Consider the following 22,543-nt stretch of genomic DNA (forward strand, 5'->3'; position numbering starts at 1 on the left):
AGAGGCCTCAATAACTAAAGCACAAACCTCCGCTCCATGTACCCGGGTCGTTACTTCTTCAGCAACGGCCTTTTGTAAAATACGTAAATGTGGCGCCTCCGCATGCTGCTTCTCTAATTCCTCAATCTGCTCTTTCGAATATAAGGTAAATACACGTATCAAACGAGGCACATCCGCATCCGCAGCATTCAGCCAAAATTGGTAAAATGCATAAGGACTCGTCTTTTCTGCATCTAACCAAACATTGCCCGATTCCGATTTGCCAAATTTCGTTCCATCCGCCTTCGTTACTAAAGGTGTCGTTAAGGCAAATGCCGCACGCTCGGTCGCGTCCTCATCATGTCCTTCTTTCCTACGAATAATTTCCGTTCCCGTCGTAATATTTCCCCACTGATCCGAACCGCCCATTTGTAATCGGACATTCTTTGTCTTATATAAATGGTAAAAATCGTAACCCTGTAATAATTGGTAAGAAAATTCCGTAAATGAAATACCGGTTTCCAAACGCTTCTTAACCGAGTCTTTCGACATCATATAATTGACCGTCAAAAACTTTCCAGCCTCTCTTAAGAATCCCAAAAAGCTGAATTCCTTAAACCAATCATAATTATTAACTACCTCCGCCGAATTAGCTCCCGCATGAAATTCCAAGAATTTTTCCAATTGCTTTTGAATGCCAATCTGATTTGCACGCAAGGTGTCTTCTGATAAAAACTCCCTTTCCGCAGCCTTACCCGATGGATCTCCAATCATTCCTGTCGCACCGCCTACCAAAGCAATCGGCTTATGGCCACACAATTGAAAATGCTTCAACAACATGATTGCTGCCAAATTACCTATGTGTAAACTGGGTGCAGTTGGATCGAAACCAATGTATGCCACGGTCATCTCTTTGGCTAATTGATCCTCCAATCCCGGAATCATATCCTGTAACATTCCTCTCCAGCGCAATTCTTCAATGAAATTCATAATTGGGTATTTTATAGTCGCTAGTCTCTAGTCACTAGTCTGTGTTCTGTAAATAAGTAGTCAGTGGTAGTCTGAAGTCCGGAGTCCGAAGTCAATAGTCCAACGTCCAACGTCCAACGTCCAACGTCCAATTTCTTGGGCCACAAAAATAATGATTCTTCGGAATTATTTTTCCTTTTTGAAAAACAAACACGCATCGCCATAACTTAAAAAACGATAGCCTTTTTGCTTAGCCTCTTGGTAAATATCCTTCCAAGCATCCCCAATTAAAGCAGAAACAAGCACCAATAAAGTTGATTTGGGTTGGTGGAAATTCGTTATCAACGCATCACAGAATCGAAAACGGTAAGACGGCATGATGAGAAGTTCAGTTTGGGCCAACCAATTCGATAGTCTATTTGCTTCCATATATTGCAAGATTGCTTGCAAGGCATCCGTTTTAGAAACCTCCGTGCGATCTTGATAGGCGAATTCCTTGGGGATTACTAAACCTTCAGTTGGAATAGCTTTTTGTTCGTATACCCATACCCCCGACCAATATAAGCTCTCCACAGCCCGAAGTGCCGTCGTGCCCACAGGTACAAAAGTCCCTGAATGCTCCATCAATTGTTTAATGAATGCCCGTTCAAAAATGAGCTGCTCTCGATGCATCGGGTGATTCCGGATTTCATCTTCTTTTACCGGTAAAAATGTTCCCGCCCCAACATGCAAGGTTAGGAAACTCTTTTGGATACCCTTTGCTTCCAAGCGGTCGATGATGGCAGGTGTAAAATGCAAACTTGCGGTAGGTGCTGCGACAGCTCCCAACTCTTTGGAAAATACCGTTTGGTAGCGATCTTGATCTGATAATTCCGTATCACGCTCCATATAAGGAGGCAAGGGAATTTTACCTATTTCATTCAAAATGCTAGCGAATGTATGTTCGCCTGACCATTGAATCTGAACTTGATTTAATTCTCGGTCATGCCAGTTGATTCGTAAAGCTACCTCCTGGCCTTCAATTTCAATTGTTTTGGTAAGCGTTTCTCCTATTTTCCAACGCTTTTTATTACCCACCAAACATTCCCAAATGATCTCTCCGCGCTGCTCCATAACTTGTTGCGTCGCGATGTTGTCGGCCAAAGGCTTCAGTAAGAAGATCTCAATGGTCGTGCCACTTTCTTTCTGTAATTGAATGCGTGCCGGAATGACCTTCGTATTGTTGAAAATAAAAAGGCTATCTGTTGGAACTAATTCAGGTAGGTTTTGAAATGAATGATGATGTGTGACACCTGACTGGTGAACAAGTAAGCTCGATTCATCCCGCTGCTGGCTTGGGAAAAAAGCTATATGAGAATCGGGTAATTCGTAATCAAACGCCTGAATCGAAATGTCGGGCATGTTGGAAATCATGCTTCTTCTGGGCTATGCGTAGGTGATAAAAATAGTCGAATGGGCAAGTATAACAACCAAACAAGAATCAAGACGATTCCTAATTTTGGGATATAGGTATAGTCAGCGTCATACGTACGCTGGTCGTTCAATAAGAGCAATACGCGGAAAACTAAAATCAAATAGGTATTAATCATGGCTGGCAAGAAATGCAACCAATTAGTCAAAGTGGCTTTAATCGTCGCATCCCCTTTGCTAGCGAAAATTTGGAATACTTTTCCCCAAACTTGCTCGGATACGTTGGCGACACTTTTGATGAGTAATAGGGCCAGTACATTGAGTACGGTTACAATGCCGGCCGACAAATAAAAGATCTCTTCTTTAGGCAAAAATCCATCTCCACGCCCTGTTTCGCCGAAATGTACGGCTGCAGGATCTGGTAATCCGCGATAAACGAATAGCAGGGTAATGCCAAAGGCAACCATGGAAACGATGCGCCAAGCACGCGAAACGAAATAATCAATTGACATAGGATTCAAAAATATCCCCAAAATTAGTTCATAAGCGCGCGATTGCCTAATCTTTCTTGTTTTTTGATAAATATGGGCTTTCCTTTGGATTGAAGGCCGAAAAAACTATTTTTGTTATTCTTTTACAAATTATGAAGATCTACACAAAACAAGGTGATGGAGGGTTTACGCGATTAGCCGACGGGAAGGGTTTGTCAAAATCCGACTTTCGTTTGGAAGCTATCGGTGATTTAGATGAACTGAATTCACACTTGGGACTTCTTGTTTGTAAAGTTGACGCGGAACTTGCCGCTAAATTACAGGCCATACAATCCAGTCTCTTTGTTTTGGGTGCTCATGTTGCGAGCGATTCCAAAGAAGTATTGGGGAATATGGAATTGATTTCCTTGCAAGATATTGTCGCTTTGGAAAATAATATTGACGCTTTAGACGCTCAATTAGCTCCCATGCGGTTTTTTATCCTTCCGGGTGGACATGAAACAATTGCCATGGCACAAATCGCACGTACGGTTTGTCGTCGCGCGGAACGAAGCTTAATTCGTTGGGTACAAGCCACAGAACATACCGATTACGAAATTGCGATGGCCTATATGAACCGATTATCTGATTACTTATTTATGGTGTGTCGTTTTTTACATCATAGCCTAGGTATCCCTGAAATCCCTTGGAATTCAGGAAAATAAATAAAACAAAGCGTATGCAAATCCACATTGAACCTATCTCAAAATCTAGAATTGATCAAGTTGACTTTGATCACTTAGCCTTTGGTCGCAGCTTTGCTGACCACATGCTAGTTGCAGAATATGCCGACGGCGCGTGGCAATCTGTCAAAATCCAACCGTATGGCCCATTGGAATACCAGCCCGCCATGATGTCTTTGCATTACGGACAAGCTATTTTTGAAGGGATGAAAGGTTATCGAGGAAAAGATGGTAGTATTCAAGTATTCCGTCCAGAAGAAAACTGGAAACGATTCAACAAGTCGGCCTATCGCATGTGTATGCCTGAAGTTCCTGAAGAGATTTTCTTGGGTGGCTTACGTGAATTGTTGAAACTAGATCAAGCTTGGGTTCCTGCCAAAGAGGGTTGCTCATTATACATTCGTCCTTTCATGTTTGCGACGGATGAATATGTGGGTGTTACGCCATCAACAACATATAAATTCATCATCTTTAATTGCCCAGTTGGTTCTTATTATTCTAAACCATTGCGCGTTCGTGTGGAAACGGAATACATCCGTGCTGCGAAAGGTGGGGTAGGATTTGCGAAGAATGCAGGGAATTATGGAGGTTCATTATTTGCAACTCAAAATGCGAATAAAGATGGCTATGATCAAATCATTTGGACAGACGCAGCGACGCATCAGTATGTTGAGGAAGCTGGTACGATGAACTTGATGTTTGTTATCAATGGAGCTTTAGTTACAGCCGCTACGGGTGATACGATTTTAGATGGGGTAACTCGTAAATCAGTCTTGCAAATTGCGAAAGATTGGGGGATGGAAGTGCAGGAGCGCCAATTGGCAGTGAAGGAATTAATCGAAGGAATCCAAAATGGTTCAGTGACCGAGGCATTTGGAGCAGGAACGGCTGCTGTGATTGCACCAATTGCAACGATCGGTTTTGAGGGAAAAGATTACAACTTGCCGGAACGCAAAGATTCTGATTTTTCGGTACGTGTGTACAATGAAATTAATCAAATCCGTTTAGGCGAAATTCCTGATACCCGCAACTGGGTTTGGAAAGTTTAAGACTTTGCCTTTAACACAATTTTAATACCTGGGTCCTTGGAAGTACTTACATCTTCCATTTCGACCTGGGTATTTTTATTTTGGTTCCAAGTTGTCTTTTTGCCTGTAGTGTTTGATGCACCGAATTTTACATCGAAATATTCCTTGATGCTTTTTTGCAATTTACTCACCTGCGCATTTTCTTCCACGTAGATGTCTAAATCGATTTCATTTAATTGACCTTGCGCATTTGCTAAATAGCTGATGTCAACAAAATTCAAATCGCTATCATCAAAATACAGGGAATAAGATTTTCCAGATTGCGGTTGGCTTTCGGCTAATTCTACCGACTCCTTTATTTGTGAAATATCGGTTCCCCAATTTGTTTTACGAATAATGAGTGTGTCGCTCAAGGTCATTTGCTTAACCCAGTTATGACTAGCATTCCAGGCCTCTTTGATTTTGATTTGTTCCGGGGCGCCACTTATTTGCTCATTTTCAGCAGAGGAACTGTCTTTGTTACATGAATAAAGACTTGCAGTAGCAAGGAATAACAAAAAGTAGATCGAGCGGATTTTCATGATGGTCTGGGCTTATCATTTCAAAAATAAATAAATTCAGGGTGGCTTGAATCATTCTATTGAAAAATATTCTTATTTTTGGAATTAGGAATAGGAATTCATGCGCTTGCGCATAAAGATATTTAAGATTATTAGTGGTTAGGTATTTTAAAAAGAAGCCGGTCGTTGACTGGTTTTTTTTTGCCTAAAATTCCCGACCAATACTCACAACCATACCTGTTTTTCCGCCATTGATGACCGGGAAACCCACCTTGCAAACAAAGTTGTAATAGGTGACAAAATCAAAGCCTAAGCCTGTTCCGAATAGCCATTGGTTCGTACTATTGCGCGTTTCTTTGTTCGAATTGTAGACATATCCCAAATCCATAAATGCGGTTGGATATACAGCAATTGGCATCTGATTGAATTGCTTATACTTGATGAATGGCAGTTTCAAAATGGTTGAGATTAATTGAAACTTCGCCGTATTACGCCAAAGGAAAAAGTTCGTCCCATCAATCACATTTAATTCATATCCTCGAACAAGATCATTGCCATATCCGAGTCCTCGCGTATTGGCATAAGGAATAAATCCATCTCTACTGATTTTAGTCTTCACTTGGCTAGCTAAAAAGAAACGACTACCTAAATCAAAAAAGAATGCAGCCACGGCACTTGCCTCCCAAAAGTCGACCTGATCACTGGGGAGTAGGCCGTATTTGGTGAAACTAACATCAATTTTTCTTCCGCGTAATGGATAGGTGACAAAATCTCGAAAGTCATACGAAAATGCATAGCCGATTTGCGCATAGTTTTGCTCTTTCCGACCTGCGCCAAAATAAGCTGGATTTAATTTTGCTATGGTGTCCGAAATGATGGAATGGTTGTATTTGAATTCAAGTGTTTGGAAATCATAAAAGCGAAATCGCTTTCTGAATTGGATTCCGCCTGTCCATTTTTCACGTAAAATGGCATTGCTTTGAATGTAAGTTAGGGTGTCTTGATTCGTCTTGTAAGCTAAGTTTTTTTGTGTGCTGTAAGCTAAGTTAACAGTCATGCCCAAGGTTTTTTGGGGGTCTAAATAGGGGTTTTGATAGGATATTTCAAGTTTGTCCGTAAATCCTGTCTCAGCCTTGATGACGACTTTTTCATTTCGCCCCATGAAATTATTGTGCAAAAAATGCAGTCCATAAATGGCTCTGTCAAAATCATGGCCGCGCGACCACCAATCATTTAAATTGCGGTCGGCCAACTGGAATACGGGATATGCTAAAATATACCATTGTTCTAAACATTCGAAGGTGATGGACAAATGGCCATTTGGTAATTGATGGTAATCCGATTTTACCCAAATGAACAGGTTCGTGTTCATCAGTTTCCGCCGATTGTATTCGATGCGCTCATTTAAATCTTGAATGCTTAACGAATCTTTCTCGTGAAAGTCGAGTTCGCGGCGTAATATATTTTCACGCGTTTTTTCATTCCCGACAAAATGAATGGAATCAATGCGCATCGATTGTCCCAAGCTGAGATAGCAAGGGAACAATAAGCCAGCTAACAAGATGAGAGACTGAAAACGCATTCTCTCAAGTTACAAAAAAGGTGTAGAAATTAGATTAAATCTTCGAAAATGATTGTTTGTTTCGCATGGTACCAGGATTCAATGCGATCTTCCACATTCTTTTCTATCTGCATGCGGCGTATTTTTAACGTGGGAGTTAAGCAGGCATTTTCGACTGTCCATGGCTCTCTCATAACGATGAGTTTCTTCAGATATTCGTATTTTTTGAATAAGGGATTCGTGTCATGGAGTAGTTTTTCTAGCGCGCTAACGAGCTCTTGTTGTGATAGTTCGTTTGATTGTTGGCTAAGTAACACCAATCCCAAAGGTTGGGGTAAATTGACGCCTACGACACAGGCAACTTCGATGAGGTCATGTAAAGATAATGCATTCTCAATGGGAGCAGGGGAAACGTATTGCCCTTTGGCCGTTTTGAAATTGTCTTTAACTCGGCCCACGATAGATAGGTAGTTTTCGGAATCCAATTGGCCCATGTCGCCCGTTTTTAGCCATTCTCCATCGAATAGCGCATCTGTTTGTTCTTGGTTTTTGTAATAGCCCAAACAATTATAATCTGCCTTCATTTGAATCTCACCCGTCTCAGGATCGATTCGCGTTGTGCATTGGTCATGTACACGTCCCACGGTACCTAATTTGATTTTATGTCGAGGAGTAAGGCTATTCAATCCAAGGTTTTCTGTCATGCCATAAGCTTCTTGGATGTAAAGGCCGATCGACTGAAACCATGCGGTTAATTCTTGGGGCATCGGTGCAGCCCCTGTAATAACCATGCATGTTTGATCGAGGCCTAAACCTTTTTGAATTTTCTTTTGAATTAGACCACGGATAATTGGAATAGACAATAGAAGATTTAGTTTTTTTTGTCCTCCGATTTTATTCAAGATTCCCTCCTTGAATTTGGCCCAAATCCGTGGAACGGCTAGGAAATGACTTGGTCGTGCTTGTGAAAGGTTTTGTTGGAATGTTTCCAGGCTTTCGACAAAGTAAATGGTACCGCCAGCAGCAGTACAAGCGAATTCCACAAAATTCCGTTCTGCGATATGGCAGAGTGGGAGGTAAGAGATAAATCGGGTGTTGGGTCTATCTAAATAAGCAATTTCTCTGGCTAAATTAAGTGCCAGAGCGATTGCGCCATTGGTTATCATGACACCTTTCGGTACTCCGGTTGTTCCCGAAGTGTAAACTATGGTGGCGAGCTCGGTATGTTTTGGCAAGATAGGCGACGAAATATCCAAGGAGCTTTTCAGAATTTCATTCCAAGATATTCCTTGGTTGCAAGGGCTATCGGGAGTATAAATGAGCTGAATTGTTGAGGGGATTCCTTGTTTAATTTCATTCCAGTTATCAAGTTTTCCTACTAGGAGGCATTGGCAATCCGAATGCACCAATACTTGATTTAACTGTTCGCTCGTAAGTGTAGGATAAAAAGGAACAGAAATGGCACCCGCATAGGATATAGCTAAATCTGCTAGAATCCAATGAGCGCTGTTCTTAGAGAGAATTCCAATGTGGAGTGGTTTCTCTGTGTTTAACTGCTGGATTAGGTAAGTGCCGACTTGCTCAACAATCTCCAAAGATTCTTGATAGGTATAGTCGGTATATTGCCCCTCTTTAGGTTGTTTTAAATAGACGTTTTTTGGCGTTTCTTTGGCCCAATGGATGAAGTTTTCTAGGTTGCTTTGGTAAGTTTCAATCAAGGTTTATGCGGGGTTAATCCTTAAAAATAAAACTTAATTCTTTGATATCATAGGATTCAGTGCCGAGGTTTCGTTCAATCTCGACTAATCCCTGCTCGTTGACCCGTACTATTTTACCTTCAAATATTCCATTTTTGTCTTCAAAGCTATGCCATGCTTCTTTCCGAAAAAGCGTTTCGTGATAAGTGGAATCAATGGATGTGTATGCCTTGCCTGTAAAAGCTTCGTATTGATTTTCGATCCCATGAGCAATATGATTGTAGATATCAGCGATGTCGATTGCCTGTGGGTTTTGTGTCCATTCACGTAGGGAGGTGGCTCGAAGGCCTTCGAAGTCTAATTGGTTGATATTCAAGCCTATGCCAACAATTGAGAAGGCCCATTTGCCAGCCTGGAAATTACTTTCGATTAGAATTCCGCCTAATTTTTTGCCATCGAGGTAGATGTCATTTGGCCATTTGATTTCGAGTGGTAAACGTTCTCCTAGCGTGTCTGATGCCCATTGTTGGAGCCCCATTAAAATCCCATTCGCAATCGCTTTGCTGAGGTAAAACTGCGCTTGGAGTAATTCGTGGTTGGGCTTAAGTAAAAAAGAAACCAATAAATTTTGATTGGGCTGGGCGTGCCATTGGTTACCACGCTGCCCTTTACCTGCTGTTTGGTGGCCAGCAATCCAAGCAAAACCCTCTTCTATATCGTCGGAAAGTGCCTCCTGAAAGCCCAAGGCATTCGTGGAATCACAATGATCCATATATTTTGATAATTTGCCCACGAAGCGGGTAGTGGCTTGGTAATTGTTCAAAATTTCTTCGTAATTTTAGGTTTACAAGAAACAAATTTAAATTTTTATTCGTTAATCGAGATGTTATCACATTCGATTATTCGATTTTAGACAAACATATGAGCAAAAGCACAAAGAAGACAGCAGTAGAGGCATCAGAACAATTAGCGCAATGGGTGGTGAAAGGGATGCAAGAGAAGAAGGCTCAAGATATTGTTGTGATGGATATGCGCGGAGTTGCGAATGCATTTACTGATTTTTTTGTGATTGCTTCAGGTACATCCGATACACAGATTGAGGCGATTGCGGATTCTGTGGACAAGGAAGTGTGGGAGTCAGGTAAAATTCATGTGCATGCGATGGAAGGTAAGGCCAATCGGGAGTGGATCTTGATGGATTATTACGATGTGATTGTGCACGTATTTTTGAAAGATAAGCGTGATTTTTTCAAATTGGAGGAACTTTGGGGAGATGCGAAGTTTACGCACATTTCTGAGGAATAATTCTCAAATCGAACTTTTTTAGGTATCCTCATTGTTAATAGCCCAAACAAATTATTCTAATGGCAAAACTAGGTAACAGTAAAAACACCAAGCGTTCAGGAATTCAACCACGTCTGCCGAAAAAGCCGGCTGGGGGAATGCAAAGTTGGATGATTATTGGGTTGGTGATCGCGATGGTGAGTATGTTTTTCTTTACAAAACAACGCACGTTGCAAGAGATTAATCAAGGTCAATTCGAGGCCATGGTGATTCAAAAAGAAGTTCAGTCGGTTGTGATTGTTAACGATAAATTGGTGGAAGTTAGTCTAAAGCCCAATTTTGTCGCAAAATATTTCAAAAATTCGCCTCCGGGTTTAGTGTCCGTAAAGCAAGGGCCACATTTTGAATTTCCGATTATTTCCAAAGAAGGTTTTGAGCATTTTTTAGAGGATCGTCAAAAGGATTTTCCACGAAATGAACGCATTTTTGCGACGCCTGAAACACGTACAGGGCCATTAGATTGGTTGGGTACTTGGGGATTTTTCATCTTAATGGGATTGAGTTTTTACTTCCTTTTCTTCCGCATGGGAGGCGGAGGAGGTGGCGGTGGCCAGTTGTTTAATATTGGTCGGAGTAAGGCTACCTTGATCGAAGGTGAATCTAAAGTGCGTGTGACATTTGATGATGTTGCCGGATTAGATGAGGCCAAAGAAGAGATTCAAGAGATTGTCGAGTTCTTGAAATTCCCTAAGAAATTCACCGATTTAGGTGGTAAAATTCCGAAGGGAGCCTTATTAGTAGGCCCTCCAGGAACAGGTAAAACCTTATTAGCCAAAGCTGTTGCAGGGGAGGCGGGTGTGCCATTCTTCTCACTTTCAGGTTCTGATTTTGTAGAAATGTTTGTGGGTGTAGGCGCTGCACGTGTGCGTGATTTATTCAAGCAGGCAAAAGAAAAAGCACCTTGTATTATCTTCATTGATGAGATAGATGCGGTAGGTCGTTCACGTGGTCGTGGGCAAATGCCAGGTTCAAATGATGAGCGCGAGAATACATTGAACTCCTTGTTGGTTGAGATGGATGGTTTTGCTACCGACTCAGGAATTATCATCATGGCGGCAACAAACCGTCCCGATGTATTGGATGCGGCATTGCTTCGTCCAGGTCGTTTTGATCGTCAAATCTCCATTGACAAGCCCGATATTATCGGTCGGGAGGCGATTTTCAAAGTGCATTTAAAGCCTTTGAAATTAGCGGCAGACATTGATCCAAAGGAATTGTCGGCACAAACGCCCGGTTTTGCTGGAGCTGAAATTGCCAATGTGTGTAATGAGGCAGCGTTAATCGCGGCGCGTCGCAGTAAAACGGCAGTCGATATGGATGATTTCCAAGAGGCGATGGATCGTGTGATTGGTGGTTTGGAGAAGAAAAACAAGATCATCAATCCATTGGAGAAGAAAATTGTGGCTTATCACGAGGCTGGTCATGCGATTGCAGGTTGGTTCTTGGAACATGCAAATCCTTTAGTGAAAGTATCAATTGTTCCTCGTGGCGTAGCGGCTTTAGGATATGCACAATATTTGCCAAAAGAGCAGTTCTTGTATCGTACCGAGCAATTAATGGATGAGATGTGTGTGACCTTAGGTGGTCGTGCCGCAGAAGAAATTGTATTTGGTAAGATCTCAACAGGAGCTCAAAATGATTTAGAACGTATTACGAAATTAGCTTATTCGATGGTGACCGTTTACGGTATGAATGACAAGTTGGGCAATATTTCTTACTACGATTCAAAGGGTTCTGATTATCAGTTTAGCAAGCCTTACTCGGAGACGACGGCGCGTGAAATTGATGAGGAAGTTCGTAAGATTATTGCGGAAGCATATGCACGTACAAAGAAATTGTTGACCTCTAAAAAGGATAAATTAACGATACTTGCTGAGCAATTATTGAAGAAGGAAGTATTGTTTCAAAGTGATTTAGAGGAACTTGTAGGTCCTCGTCCATTTGAGCAATTAACCTCATATCAAGAGTTTATCAAAGGAGAGACAGAGAAGAAGCGTAAAGATGCCAAAGACGAGCGAGAGTTAGCAGAAACGGTGAAACGCGCGGCTAAAAAGCCAGCTTCTACTAAGGCTGAAACGGAAGTTGAGCCTGTTGTTAAGAAAAAGCCAGCGCCTCGAAAAAGGACTCCTAAAAAAGAAGATTAACCGAATGGGGTGGGTATTCCCGCCCCATTTTTTATGATAGATGAAACAGCTAATCATACCCGCGGGTAAACAGGTTTATTGTATTTCGGATATGCATTTGGGGTTTCCAGATGCAAATACGTCACGTGAACGCGAGCGAGTCTTGGTTGATTGGCTTCATCATATTCAGGAAGATGTGAGTGATTTATTTTTACTCGGGGATATCTTCGATTTTTGGTTTGAATATAAACAAGTAGTTCCCAAAGGTTTTGTTCGTTTTATTGGTGCCCTAGCCTCATTAGCTGATCAGGGAGTTCGATTACATATTTTTGTGGGGAACCATGATTTATGGATGAAGGATTATTTTGAGCAAGAATTAGGGGCAATTATCTATCGGGAGGCCACTGATTTTGAGTTTCAATTCATGGATAAACAAATTCGTGTTTGCATTGGGCATGGCGATGGTATGGGGCCTGGAGACTATGGTTATAAGTTGTTGAAAAAGGTTTTTGTTAATCCTGTAGCTCAGTTTCTATTCGGCTGGTTGCATCCTGATTTGGGGGTGCGCTTGGCACATGCTTGGTCGGGGACGCGAAAAACGTCAACGATTAAAGCTGGAGAAGTTCCTTTTGACGCTGAAACTGATTTTATTTTAGCTGCGGTGCGTGAACGTAATGCGGCAGATCAGCTTGGAAATCGTGGGGTTTCAGCCTATGTTTTTGGCCATCGACATCATCCCATAGCCTTGCCATTAGGCAACAATGCGACCTATTATAATTTAGGAGACTGGTTTTCGCCGGCCTACAAGAATGCCTATGTGCTAAAAATTGCAGATAGTGGCCTTGATTTTGCGCTTTTTCAGCCAAAATCCTGATTTTTCTATGTATCTTCATAGCTCATTTTGTTAACCAATTGAATTATGTCTCAATTTCACACACGTTTAGAAGTAATGTCGGAGCTAGCCAAAAACATGGACAGCTACATGAAGGATTTTTTGAATCCGATTGATTCCAACTGGCAGCCTGCAGATATGCTTCCAGATTCGACAAAGGATAATTTCTTTGAAGAAGTGAAATTGTTACAAGAAGCAGCAAACGAATTGCCTTATGATTATTGGGCAGTTTTGATTGGAGATACGATTACGGAGGAAGCTTTGCCAACCTACGAGTCATGGTTATTAGGAATGGAAACGGTGGATCATTTAGACCAAGAAAATGGTTGGGTTAAGTGGATTCGCAGTTGGACAGCAGAAGAAAATCGCCACGGGAATTTATTGGGGACTTACCTATATTTATCGGGTAAAGTTGACATGCGTGCCGTTGCGATTTCGACACAGTACTTGATTGCAGATGGTTTCGACATTGGTACTTCTGCTGACCCATATCGTAATTTTGTCTATACTTCATTCCAAGAGTGGGCAACGAATATTTCCCACCGTAGAACAGCATCTTTAGCCAAGCAACACGGTAATTCGAATTTGTCTCGTATGTGTGCACAAATTGCGGCGGATGAGTTGCGTCATGCGAAAGCTTATAAGGCTTTTGTTGCTGAGATTTTTAAATTAGATCCTTCCGAAATGATGTTGGCTTTCGCTGATATGATGAAGAAAAAGATTGTAATGCCTGCGCATTTCTTGCGTGAAATGAATGGAGCGAAGAGTTCTTTGTTTGATCATTTCTCAGATGCGGCTCAACGCATTGGAGTTTATACAACCGCTGATTATACTACGATTATGCGTGGCTTGATTCAAGATTGGGATTTAGAAAGTGTTCGTGGATTGAATGATCAGGCGGAAAAAGCACGTGACTATGTGATTGGATTGCCGGCACGTTTAGAGCGTTTAGCTGAACGTGTTAAAGTACCAGAATTAGCTTATCCATTTAGCTGGATCGTTTAATTTATGCCCCAAAAATTATCGTTGGATGAGCTAAATCGGCTCGATGTATCAGCTTATAAATCAGCTGAAAAATTTCCTTACGTTTTTGTGTTGGATGATATCCGTAGCATGAACAACATTGGTTCTGCATTTCGTACGGCCGATGCATTTCGATGTGCGCATGTATATCTGGTTGGAATAACAGCGCAGCCGCCACATCGAGAGATAAGTAAAACGGCATTAGGTGCTGATGAATCTGTTGATTGGACTTATTTTGAAACGGCTGAAGCGTGTCATGAATTATTAAAAGCTCAGGGTTATCAAGTCTATTGTATCGAACAAGTGGATCAGTCGATTTCATTGCAGGATTTCAAGCCAGCAGGAGAGAGCAAGTATGCTTTTGTTTTTGGAAATGAAGTCTTTGGCGTGAATGATTATTGGATTGAGGCTGCTTCTGGTAGTTTAGAGATTCCGCAATTTGGGACAAAGCATTCCTTAAATGTTTCCGTAACGATGGGAGTGGTTGCTTGGGATTTTGTCAGTAAATCACAGCTTTAGTCGCTCTAATATTAAATTTTCCCTTATCTTCGAAAACTTAACACAGATAAATTTCAAGTTCTGAAATGTTTGGTTAGATTTATCAAAATTTAATAATTATATAATGAGCAGCGATAAAAAAACATTAGCGAATCAATTATCAGGGCTTTTATTGCCTAAGCTAAAAGGACTTACAGAAAAAAATGCCAAGAAATTGTTGGAGACCGTAGATAAGTCGGCCGGAGAGATTGCGAAAAAATATGTAAAATTTATCCAAGAGCAAGATAAGGAAGCGGCGAAAGCAAAGGAAAAGGCTGAAAAAGCTAGAAAGAAAGTAGCTGAAAAGGAAGCTAAGAAAAAAGCTAAGTTGGCTAAAAAGGCTGCAGAAATGAAGCAAGTAGCACAATTGATGTCAAAGGAATCTACACCTGCAGCACCCAAAGTAGCGGCTAAAGCGCCAGCAAAACCAAAGGCTAAGGTAATTAAGAAATAAGGAGCATTCATCCTACTTTTATAGCGTTCATCCCAATATCAGTTTGGGGTGAACGCTTTTTTTTATCTTTGAGCTTTCAAATTATACGACAGCTATGTTATTATCCATTCGTCATTTAGAGAAGCGTTATGCGGATCATGTGGCATTAAACGATGTCAACTTAGAGATTCCTAAAGGGAAGATTTTTGGTTTACTAGGTCCTAATGGGGCAGGGAAGACATCCTTAATTCGAATTATCACGCAAATTACTGGGCCTGATGCAGGGGAAATCTATTTTGATGGAGAGCCCTTACGATTAGCGCATGCGGATCAAATTGGTTATTTGCCTGAGGAGCGTGGTTTGTACAAGAAGATGAAGGTAGGGGAGCAGTTGTTGTATTTGGCACAATTAAAGGGCATGCGCAAGGAAGAGGCTATTTCTAAATTGAAGGAATGGTTTATCCGCTTGGATATCAAGGAATGGTGGGATAAACCTGTTAATGATTTATCAAAAGGTATGCAGCAAAAGACGCAATTCATTGCGACGGTCGTGCATGAGCCTAAATTGCTGATCTTGGATGAGCCATTTTCTGGCTTTGATCCGATTAATGCTAATATGTTGAAGGATGAGATTTTAGCGATTAAGGAGCGCGGGACCACCGTTTTGTTTTCTACGCATCGCATGGATTCTGTGGAGGAATTGTGTGATGAAATCGCATTGATTAATCATGCGCAAGTGGTTTTATCAGGTAATAAAGATGAGGTACAGAACCGATATAAGAAAAACCAGTTTGCAATTCGATTTGAAGGTGAACTTGGTTCAATTTCTGGGATTGAGGTGGTTTCAAGCCAAACGGGTAACGCTATTTTGCGTTTTTCAGAGGGGATAAGTACTAATGAAGCGATTGCCAAAATCATTCAGCAAGTACGATTGTTGGAATTCAAAGAAGTGATTCCTTCATTCAATGATATTTTTATTCAAGTAGTTAGCGAAACCAATTGATATGAATAAGATTTTACTCGTCATTCAGCGTGAATATGTGACACGTGTGTTGAAGAAATCCTTTTGGATTTCATCTTTATTAGCTCCCGTATTAATTACGGCGATCTATGCCATTCCGATTTGGCTAGCTATGAAGGATAAGGAGCAGAAACAGATTGCCATTTTTGATCAAAGTCATTTGTTGAAATCAACGGATTTGCAAGATAAAGAGTTGGTTTTCACCTTTACCAACATACCCGAACAGGCATATAAAACGCAATTTGCGAAGGCTGGATACGATGCCTTTGTGAGTATACCCGTTGATGTGTTGGCAAATCCGAAGGGCGTTCATATTTATTCATCTAAGAATATTGGTTTGACCTTAAAGGAGTCTGTGGAACGTTTGATTCAAAATAAAGTACGTCAGGAATTGATGTATAAGGCCGGTATTTCAGAAAAGGTTTATGAGGATACGCAGGTTGATATTGATAGTGAGACGATAACCGTTTCCGAGAATGGGGGAGAGACAAGTTCGAGTTCTGCGGGGGCGATGATTCTGGCAGGTATTATGGGCTTAATTTTATATGTGACGCTATTGCTTTATGGCTCTCAGGTGATGAACGGCGTAATTGAGGAAAAGAGTAGCCGGATTATTGAGGTGATTATTTCTTCGGTGAAGCCTTACCAGTTGATGTTAGGAAAGATTATTGGCGTAGGACTTGTGGGGCTGACGCAATTCGTTTTGTGGATTGTTTTGACGATTGGATTGACACAAGTCACAGGTAAACTATACGCTTCTAAAACCAAGGCAATTGCTCAGATGAGTCAATTGGAAAAAGGGAAAGCAGCGGATGATGTTGCCAAAGCTATGCAAGATTCGCCGATGGGTGAGGTGACTAAGGTGTTGGAAAGCACGAATATTCCCTTGATTTTGGTGGCCTTTTTATTCTATTTTTTCGTTGGGTATTTGTTATACAGCTCCTTGTTTGCGGCCATAGGCTCGGCGGTGGAAAGTGCAACGGAAGCCCAGCAATTCACATTCATTGTTATGATTCCGATTATTGTGTCGTTTTTGATGGCGCAATATACGATGCAGGATCCGGACAGTACGATTGCTTTTTGGGCTTCGATGATTCCTTTTACCTCGCCGATTAACATGATGGTTCGCTTGCCATATGGCGTCCCTATGTGGGAATTAGCACTTTCGATGGGTTTATTGGTATTCGGATTTTTAGCTTGCAGCTGGATTTCTGCCCGTATTTACCGCGTAGGTATCTTAATGTATGGCAAAAAAGCCACTTGGAAAGAGTTGTCCAAATGGCTTTTTTATAAAGGGTAATTAGGCATTTAGCCATTTATCTAATTCTTCAGAATTGAATCCAGCGATTATGCGTTTCCCATCTGTTATGATGGGACGTTTAATCGCTGAATTATTTTCTAATAAGAAGGCAAAAGCTTCGTTTTCGTGGCTAAGTGATGCTTTGGTTTCCTCGGGTAATTGTCGGTAAGTAGACCCTTGTTTATTCAATACCTTTTCAAGCCCTAATTGGTCGATAAATCCTTGTAAAATTGGTTCCGAAATCCCTTCTTTTTTATAGTTGTGAAAGGAGTATTCAATGCCTTTTGCTTGTAGGAATTCAAAGGTTTTTTTCATCGTATTGCAAGCGGGAATTCCGTAGATCGTAATCATATTATTTTTTATTTAAATTCTTTCCCACCTTGTTGGTTTTGGTGGTATTTTTGTGGAGTGCTTACAAAAATAATACAAATAGCCATTATGGAATATAGAATTGAAAAAGATACCATGGGCAAGGTGAAAGTACCTGCACATGTATATTGGGGCGCACAAACGCAGCGTTCGATTGAGAACTTCCCGATTGCTCAAGATATCAATAAGATGCCCAAGGAAATTATTCGGGCATTTGCCTATTTAAAAAAGGCGGCAGCGATCACGAATTTTGAGGCTGGTGTATTGGATGAAGCAAAGAAAAACCTGATTGCGCAGGTTTGTGATGAGATTTTAGCTGGCCAATGGGCGGATCAATTTCCACTAGTGGTTTGGCAGACGGGTTCGGGTACGCAGTCCAACATGAATTGTAATGAGGTGATTGCATACCGTGCGCATGTTATTCAAGGGGGAGATTTGATGGATGAGCAGAAATTTGTTCACCCCAATGATGATGTAAATAAGTCCCAATCGTCAAATGACACCTTTCCAACGGCGATGCACATTGCGGCATATCAAGCTTTGATGGAGGTTACAATCCCTGGAATTACTAAATTACGTGATACCTTAGACGCGAAGGCAAAAGCCTTTAAAAACGTAGTTAAAATTGGTCGAACGCACTTCATGGATGCTACGCCTTTGACATTAGGTCAAGAATTCTCAGGCTATGTTTCTCAATTAAATCATGGTTTAAAAGCAATCAATAATTGCTTGGATCACTTAGCGGAATTAGCGCTAGGAGGGACGGCTGTAGGAACCGGAATTAACACACCTAAAGGCTATTCTGAAAACGTAGCGAAGCATATCGCAACATTGACTGGATTACCATTTAGAACGGCTGAAAACAAGTTTGAAGCCTTAGCGGCACACGATGCCATTGTGGAAGCTCATGGAGCGCTAAAAACTGTGGCTGTTAGCCTAATGAAGATCGGTAATGATGTCCGTATGTTGTCATCCGGACCACGTTCAGGAATTGGGGAAATCTACATTCCAGATAATGAACCAGGTTCATCCATCATGCCAGGAAAGGTTAATCCTACACAATGTGAGGCGATGACCATGGTTGCTGCGCAGGTATTAGGTAATGATGTAGCGATCAATATCGGTGGCGCTTCAGGTCATTTTGAATTGAACGTGTTTAAACCTGTGATGATTTATAACTTCTTACACTCGGCTCGCTTAATTGGAGACGTATGTGTGGCGTTTAACGATAAGTGTGCGGTAGGTATCGAACCTTTACACGAAAACATCGCTAAGCACGTAAATAACTCGTTGATGCTTGTAACTGCCTTAAATACGAAGATTGGTTACTACAAAGCAGCGGAAATCGCTCAAACAGCCCATAAAAATGGCTCTACGTTGAAAGAAACAGCTATTGCCTTGGGTTATTTAACTGCAGAAGAGTTTGATGCTTGGGTTCGCCCTGAGAATATGGTAGGCGAGATCAATGTATAGGTAAGAAAAAAATACGCGATTCTCGCGGCATAGCCGCTAAAAAGCCTCATACGTTGCGTATGGGGCTTTTTATGCCATTTCGCGTAATTCAACCGTGTAAAAGGTATTGGGAAAGGGAAAACTCTCCGCAACACGTGTTGCTTCTTCCCAGGAGGACATGATCAGTGTAATGACTTGAGAGATCTCTCCTCCGTCAATTAACTGAACTATCTTTTGTTCAATTTTTCCACTTGCTCCTAAATATAAGGTTTGTCCCGAAAATTTCTGATAGAGCATGTCTTGATATTGCTCCTTGATGGATTTTAACCACGTACGAATTTGCTCCAATTCTTCGGTGGAAGCAAGACTGTTTGCTCCAGAAATTCCCTCTACTGGGCCACGAATAATGATCACAAATCGTTTCATAAAAATTGTATTATTCTAATTAAAATTCACTTTGAAATTTATCAAATGGATTTTCTATTTTGACTTTTGGCGCCCTTGCAACACGTTCCTTTGGAGCGGGTTTAGCTACCGGATTGGTCGGTGGGAGCAAGGGGTTGAGCCAGGTGGCCAACTGGTTTAATGCTTCTTTTTCGAGCGCATAGTAAATGAAGACTCCGTTCCTTCGCGTCGTCACAAGGCCAGCTTCTTTTAATACAGATAAGTGTCGGGAAATGGTAGGTGCGGCATAGTCGAATTGATCAAAAATACTACTAGCTGGCATTTCGCCATCCTTGAGCATCTCAATGATCTTACGCCGGGATTCATCACCTATCGCCTTACTAATCGCCTCGATTGTCATATAATGATTACTTATTTAGCTAAGTTAATATATTCCATGAAGAATACAAAATCGAGTTCTGTCGAGCTAATGAATAGCTAATTAGCCGCTCGACTAATTGATTAGCGTTTTAGCTAAATTAAATTAGCTTTACTGCTAATTAATTAGATGAATGGGTAAATATATTTAGCTTTAAAGCTAAGTGCTTCACTTGCTATACTTTGGTTATAAGCTGAAGGTTGATTATAGCTGTTACACCAAGCTAAGCTATGTTGGTAAGAAATATATACGTTGTAGTTTGTGTACGAGGCAAAAAAATAGCCACCTGAATTCGATTAGGTGGCTAGTGCTTTTGGGTTTGATTATTGCTTCGATTATTACTCGCGTATGTAGATTCGTTTGACGCGTGAAGAGATACTTGTCATCATTTCATAAGGGATTGTTTGTGCAGATTTGGCTAATTGTCCTAATTGTATTTTTCCACCAAATACGATGGCTTCATCTCCTTCCTTTATACCAGTTATTTTACTGACATCCACCATGCACATGTCCATGCAAATGCTACCGATGGTAGGGCACAGTTGGCCGTGAATTTCAAACGCCCCTTGGCCATTTCCTAAGGCCCGACTGTAACCATCTGCATAACCAATGGCTAAGGTTGCTATCTTGCCGTCTTCTTCGAATTGTCCTATTCGTCCGTATCCTACTGTCTCGCCTTTTGCCACATTTTTTACCTGGGATACGTATGTTTTGAGAGATAATACGTTTTCTAATGCATTTTTTTCGACCGAATTGCCTGAAATTCCATACATACTGATGCCCAATCGGACCATATCAAGGTGTGCTTCAGGGTAATTTTGGATCGCTGCGGAGTTGGCAATATGCCATAGTGGCTTATAACCTAATCGATCGCTAATCGCTTGAGCAGCTTCTTTGAATTGATTTATTTGGTATAGGGTAAATTCTTTATGTTTTGGGTTTTCTGAGGCTGCTAAATGGCTTAAAATACTCACAACCCAGAGTTGGGGCATTTGATTGAGTTCATCCATGAGTTGGGGTATATCACTCATCTCAAATCCGAGTCGTTTCATGCCCGTATCCAATTTGATATGGATTTTGATATTCTTGTTTTGATTCGTGCTATATTCATCAATGGCGGCCAATAAACTGAAATTATATATTTCAGGTTCTAGTGCATAGGATACCATTTTATCGAATTCTTCTACTTGTGGATTCATCACCATGATAGGTGTATAAATGCCATTATTTCGAAGATGGACTCCTTCGTCAGTATAAGCAACGGTTAGGTATTCGATTCCTTGTGTTTGAAGTATTTTGGCAATTTCTACCGCACCTGCACCATAGGCCTGCGCCTTAACCATACCCATAATTTTGGTATTGTTACCGATTACTCCTCGGTAATAGCTTAAATTGTGTTGTAGGGCATCTAAATTAATTTCTAATTGTGTGCAATGGGTCTTGGTTTCCAGTGCATTAACAATCTTCTCAAAGGCAAATTTTCTAGCACCTTTCAATAAGATTACGGAATCGTGTAAACTTGTCAAATCTCCCGATTCGATGAGAGATTCCGCTGTTGAATAAGTATGGATTTGCTTAAAATGGTGCTTATTCCTTTCTATTTGTGCGCCTATTCCTATGATTTTTTCAATTTTTTGGTTTTCTATTAATTGCGCGATTTGTCGATAGAGTTCCTCTTCTGCAATCCCTGTTTCAATAAAATCACTGATGATTAATACCTTTTTTTTCTCTTCGTAGCGTTTATAGAGCGGTAGGGCCAATTTAAGTCCATCCAAGTCATTGTTGTAGGAATCATCAATGAGTTGGTTATTCCGTACACCCTCTTTGATTTCTAAGCGCATGGAGATGGGTTTAATTCCCATTGCCGCCATGGTTAGTTCTTCGTTGCTCATGCCTAACACATGGGCTTGAATGAGGCAATGGCTTAGGTTTTCCAGCGAAGCTTCATCATGTAAATGGCTCTGTATGCTTAGAAATGGTTCGGATTGATTTCGTTTTTGGAATTTTAATTGGCTGATTTTACCTGTAATTTTCCAATAAACGTAGATGGATTGATTGGGGTCGGTGGTACTCCAACTAATCAGCTCGCATGTCGGATTGCTTTTCTGCATCGTCGCTATCACGATAGCGGAAGTAGCAGGAGTAGCCCGGTAAATGAGCTTTTTGGAATGGCGGAAAAGCTTTAGTTTTTCTTCTAATTTCTCGGCTTCACTGGCAAAGTTCTTACCGTGTGCCTCTCCAATATGGGTGAGGATGCCGAATTCAGGTCGAATAATGGATGCTAAGCGATCCATTTCTTGCTTCTGTGAAATACCCGCTTCGAAGATCCCGAGTTCATGTTGGGCTTTTATGCCCCACACAGAAAGCGGAACGCCTATTTGAGAATTAAAACTTTTGGGACTGCGAACAACCTGAAATTTATGCTTCGTTAACGTATATAACCATTCCTTGCAGGTGGTTTTACCATTTGACCCCGTAATGCCCACAATAGGAAGTCCAAACGACATCCGATGTAAATGCGCAATATGTTGTAAGGTTTCAATGCAATTTGTGACAACCCAGATGGATGTGTTGGTCCAACTTTTAGCTTTTTCTGCCAAAGGGCCGTTCCAAGCTGATCTCTCTACGATAAACTCACGGACACCTTTATGGTACAAGGATTCAACGTATTGGTGCCCGTCGTGATGCAAACCCCGGACTGCGAAAAAAGCTGTGTCTTGGGGTTCATATATTTGCCGACTGTCTAAACTGATGTAAGTCGATTTTAACTGAACGGGTTCGTTGGGGTAAATCATAGTTGCACATTGAC

22 protein-coding genes (1 of these 22 only partly in view) are annotated in these 22,543 nt (G+C 41.2%); 11 read left to right on the forward strand and 11 right to left on the reverse strand.

The genetic code is table 11. From position 1 onward, the window contains the following. The 3 genes from tyrS to V7S75_RS11410 form a co-directional block, all read right to left on the reverse strand. Positions 1-969 carry the 5' portion of a tyrosine--tRNA ligase gene (gene tyrS / locus V7S75_RS11400; RefSeq protein ID WP_459514005.1) on the reverse strand. The gene continues 321 nt to the left of window position 1, outside the view, so the window shows 969 of its 1,290 coding nt (coding positions 1-969); its start codon is at positions 967-969; the stop codon falls past the left edge of the window. A gap of 165 nt (positions 970-1,134) precedes the next feature. Further along, positions 1,135-2,361: an S-adenosylmethionine:tRNA ribosyltransferase-isomerase gene (locus tag V7S75_RS11405; protein ID WP_459514007.1), complete on the reverse strand. Its 1,227-nt coding sequence runs from the start codon at positions 2,359-2,361 to the stop codon at positions 1,135-1,137. Further along, the gene (locus tag V7S75_RS11410; RefSeq protein ID WP_459514009.1) at positions 2,358-2,870 is read right to left on the reverse strand and encodes a hypothetical protein; all 513 of its coding nucleotides are present in this window, start codon (positions 2,868-2,870) and stop codon (positions 2,358-2,360) included. Before V7S75_RS11410 ends, V7S75_RS11405 begins: the two co-directional genes overlap by 4 nt. A 131-nt stretch (positions 2,871-3,001) precedes the next feature. Here V7S75_RS11410 and V7S75_RS11415 point away from each other — a divergent pair, with 131 nt between their 5' ends. Together V7S75_RS11415 and V7S75_RS11420 are read left to right on the forward strand one after the other, a co-directional pair. Further along, the gene (locus tag V7S75_RS11415; RefSeq protein ID WP_459514010.1) at positions 3,002-3,553 is read left to right on the forward strand and encodes a cob(I)yrinic acid a,c-diamide adenosyltransferase; all 552 of its coding nucleotides are present in this window, start codon (positions 3,002-3,004) and stop codon (positions 3,551-3,553) included. Positions 3,554-3,567: 14 nt separating this feature from the next. Then, entirely contained in the window at positions 3,568-4,620 is a 1,053-nt protein-coding gene (locus V7S75_RS11420) for a branched-chain amino acid aminotransferase (RefSeq protein ID WP_459514012.1), read from the forward strand. Here the strand turns inward: V7S75_RS11420 and V7S75_RS11425 are convergent. The 4 genes from V7S75_RS11425 to V7S75_RS11440 form a co-directional block, all read right to left on the reverse strand. After that, entirely contained in the window at positions 4,617-5,180 is a 564-nt protein-coding gene (locus tag V7S75_RS11425) for a hypothetical protein (protein WP_459514013.1), read from the reverse strand. The two genes, V7S75_RS11420 and V7S75_RS11425, sit on opposite strands and share 4 nt — an antisense overlap. 184 nt (positions 5,181-5,364) lie before the next feature. Beyond that, positions 5,365-6,741: a BamA/TamA family outer membrane protein gene (locus V7S75_RS11430; protein WP_459514015.1), complete on the reverse strand. Its 1,377-nt coding sequence runs from the start codon at positions 6,739-6,741 to the stop codon at positions 5,365-5,367. 29 nt (positions 6,742-6,770) lie between these two features. Next, positions 6,771-8,438, reverse strand: a complete 1,668-nt coding sequence (locus tag V7S75_RS11435) for an AMP-binding protein (protein WP_459514017.1) — start codon at positions 8,436-8,438, stop codon at positions 6,771-6,773. Positions 8,439-8,451: 13 nt separating this feature from the next. Next, on the reverse strand, positions 8,452-9,189 hold the full coding sequence (locus V7S75_RS11440; protein ID WP_459514019.1) for a biotin--[acetyl-CoA-carboxylase] ligase: 738 nt from the start codon (positions 9,187-9,189) through the stop codon (positions 8,452-8,454). Positions 9,190-9,338: 149 nt separating this feature from the next. Between V7S75_RS11440 and rsfS the strand changes: the two genes are divergently transcribed. The 8 genes from rsfS (at position 9,339) to V7S75_RS11480 (ending at position 17,090) form a co-directional block, all read left to right on the forward strand. Further along, on the forward strand, positions 9,339-9,722 hold the full coding sequence (gene rsfS, locus V7S75_RS11445) for a ribosome silencing factor (RefSeq protein ID WP_315577443.1): 384 nt from the start codon (positions 9,339-9,341) through the stop codon (positions 9,720-9,722). Positions 9,723-9,781: 59 nt separating this feature from the next. After that, positions 9,782-11,905, forward strand: a complete 2,124-nt coding sequence (ftsH, locus tag V7S75_RS11450; protein ID WP_459514020.1) for an ATP-dependent zinc metalloprotease FtsH — start codon at positions 9,782-9,784, stop codon at positions 11,903-11,905. 40 nt (positions 11,906-11,945) lie between these two features. Next, positions 11,946-12,758 (forward strand): UDP-2,3-diacylglucosamine diphosphatase, encoded by an 813-nt coding sequence (locus V7S75_RS11455; protein WP_459514022.1) that lies wholly within the window; start codon positions 11,946-11,948, stop codon positions 12,756-12,758. Positions 12,759-12,803: 45 nt separating this feature from the next. After that, positions 12,804-13,781, forward strand: a complete 978-nt coding sequence (locus V7S75_RS11460) for an acyl-ACP desaturase (protein ID WP_377976585.1) — start codon at positions 12,804-12,806, stop codon at positions 13,779-13,781. Positions 13,782-13,784: 3 nt separating this feature from the next. Next, positions 13,785-14,318, forward strand: a complete 534-nt coding sequence (locus tag V7S75_RS11465; protein WP_459514025.1) for a TrmH family RNA methyltransferase — start codon at positions 13,785-13,787, stop codon at positions 14,316-14,318. Between the two features lie 103 nt (positions 14,319-14,421). Then, positions 14,422-14,790 carry a hypothetical protein gene (locus V7S75_RS11470; RefSeq protein ID WP_459514026.1) on the forward strand — a complete coding sequence of 123 codons (369 nt, stop codon included), beginning with the start codon at positions 14,422-14,424 and terminating at the stop codon, positions 14,788-14,790. Positions 14,791-14,884: 94 nt separating this feature from the next. Next, complete coding sequence (locus V7S75_RS11475) at positions 14,885-15,772, forward strand: ABC transporter ATP-binding protein (RefSeq protein WP_459514028.1); 888 nt, start codon at positions 14,885-14,887, stop codon at positions 15,770-15,772. 1 nt (position 15,773) lies between these two features. Further along, positions 15,774-17,090: an ABC transporter permease gene (locus V7S75_RS11480; protein ID WP_459514030.1), complete on the forward strand. Its 1,317-nt coding sequence runs from the start codon at positions 15,774-15,776 to the stop codon at positions 17,088-17,090. Here V7S75_RS11480 and V7S75_RS11485 read toward each other — a convergent pair whose 3' ends face one another. After that, the gene (locus tag V7S75_RS11485; protein ID WP_459514032.1) at positions 17,091-17,441 is read right to left on the reverse strand and encodes an arsenate reductase family protein; all 351 of its coding nucleotides are present in this window, start codon (positions 17,439-17,441) and stop codon (positions 17,091-17,093) included. Positions 17,442-17,528: 87 nt separating this feature from the next. On the opposite strand from V7S75_RS11485, the gene fumC reads away from it, so the two are divergent. Next, positions 17,529-18,932: a class II fumarate hydratase gene (gene fumC / locus V7S75_RS11490; RefSeq protein ID WP_459514034.1), complete on the forward strand. Its 1,404-nt coding sequence runs from the start codon at positions 17,529-17,531 to the stop codon at positions 18,930-18,932. 69 nt (positions 18,933-19,001) lie between these two features. Here the strand turns inward: fumC and V7S75_RS11495 are convergent, their stop codons facing one another. From V7S75_RS11495 to V7S75_RS11505, 3 genes are all read right to left on the reverse strand, one after another. Next, the gene (locus V7S75_RS11495; protein ID WP_459514036.1) at positions 19,002-19,337 is read right to left on the reverse strand and encodes a hypothetical protein; all 336 of its coding nucleotides are present in this window, start codon (positions 19,335-19,337) and stop codon (positions 19,002-19,004) included. Between the two features lie 19 nt (positions 19,338-19,356). After that, on the reverse strand, positions 19,357-19,716 hold the full coding sequence (locus tag V7S75_RS11500; RefSeq protein WP_459514038.1) for an ArsR/SmtB family transcription factor: 360 nt from the start codon (positions 19,714-19,716) through the stop codon (positions 19,357-19,359). A gap of 356 nt (positions 19,717-20,072) precedes the next feature. Continuing rightward, positions 20,073-22,529, reverse strand: a complete 2,457-nt coding sequence (locus V7S75_RS11505; protein ID WP_459514039.1) for a bifunctional UDP-N-acetylmuramoyl-tripeptide:D-alanyl-D-alanine ligase/alanine racemase — start codon at positions 22,527-22,529, stop codon at positions 20,073-20,075. Positions 22,530-22,543: the final 14 nt, after the last annotated feature.

The organism is Aquirufa sp. TARAVU-A1A, assembly GCF_054558675.1.

Coding starts and splice junctions, on each gene's coding strand:
- V7S75_RS11405 (WP_459514007.1), bottom strand. CDS start 2,361: ATGATTTCCAACATGCCCGACATTTCGATTCAGGCGTTTGATTACGAA.
- V7S75_RS11410 (WP_459514009.1), bottom strand. CDS start 2,870: ATGTCAATTGATTATTTCGTTTCGCGTGCTTGGCGCATCGTTTCCATG.
- V7S75_RS11415 (WP_459514010.1), top strand. CDS start 3,002: ATGAAGATCTACACAAAACAAGGTGATGGAGGGTTTACGCGATTAGCC.
- V7S75_RS11420 (WP_459514012.1), top strand. CDS start 3,568: ATGCAAATCCACATTGAACCTATCTCAAAATCTAGAATTGATCAAGTT.
- V7S75_RS11425 (WP_459514013.1), bottom strand. CDS start 5,180: ATGAAAATCCGCTCGATCTACTTTTTGTTATTCCTTGCTACTGCAAGT.
- V7S75_RS11430 (WP_459514015.1), bottom strand. CDS start 6,741: ATGCGTTTTCAGTCTCTCATCTTGTTAGCTGGCTTATTGTTCCCTTGC.
- V7S75_RS11440 (WP_459514019.1), bottom strand. CDS start 9,189: ATGGATCATTGTGATTCCACGAATGCCTTGGGCTTTCAGGAGGCACTT.
- rsfS (WP_315577443.1), top strand. CDS start 9,339: ATGAGCAAAAGCACAAAGAAGACAGCAGTAGAGGCATCAGAACAATTA.
- ftsH (WP_459514020.1), top strand. CDS start 9,782: ATGGCAAAACTAGGTAACAGTAAAAACACCAAGCGTTCAGGAATTCAA.
- V7S75_RS11455 (WP_459514022.1), top strand. CDS start 11,946: ATGAAACAGCTAATCATACCCGCGGGTAAACAGGTTTATTGTATTTCG.
- V7S75_RS11460 (WP_377976585.1), top strand. CDS start 12,804: ATGTCTCAATTTCACACACGTTTAGAAGTAATGTCGGAGCTAGCCAAA.
- V7S75_RS11465 (WP_459514025.1), top strand. CDS start 13,785: ATGCCCCAAAAATTATCGTTGGATGAGCTAAATCGGCTCGATGTATCA.
- V7S75_RS11470 (WP_459514026.1), top strand. CDS start 14,422: ATGAGCAGCGATAAAAAAACATTAGCGAATCAATTATCAGGGCTTTTA.
- V7S75_RS11475 (WP_459514028.1), top strand. CDS start 14,885: ATGTTATTATCCATTCGTCATTTAGAGAAGCGTTATGCGGATCATGTG.
- V7S75_RS11480 (WP_459514030.1), top strand. CDS start 15,774: ATGAATAAGATTTTACTCGTCATTCAGCGTGAATATGTGACACGTGTG.
- V7S75_RS11485 (WP_459514032.1), bottom strand. CDS start 17,441: ATGATTACGATCTACGGAATTCCCGCTTGCAATACGATGAAAAAAACC.
- fumC (WP_459514034.1), top strand. CDS start 17,529: ATGGAATATAGAATTGAAAAAGATACCATGGGCAAGGTGAAAGTACCT.
- V7S75_RS11495 (WP_459514036.1), bottom strand. CDS start 19,337: ATGAAACGATTTGTGATCATTATTCGTGGCCCAGTAGAGGGAATTTCT.
- V7S75_RS11500 (WP_459514038.1), bottom strand. CDS start 19,716: ATGACAATCGAGGCGATTAGTAAGGCGATAGGTGATGAATCCCGGCGT.
- V7S75_RS11505 (WP_459514039.1), bottom strand. CDS start 22,529: ATGATTTACCCCAACGAACCCGTTCAGTTAAAATCGACTTACATCAGT.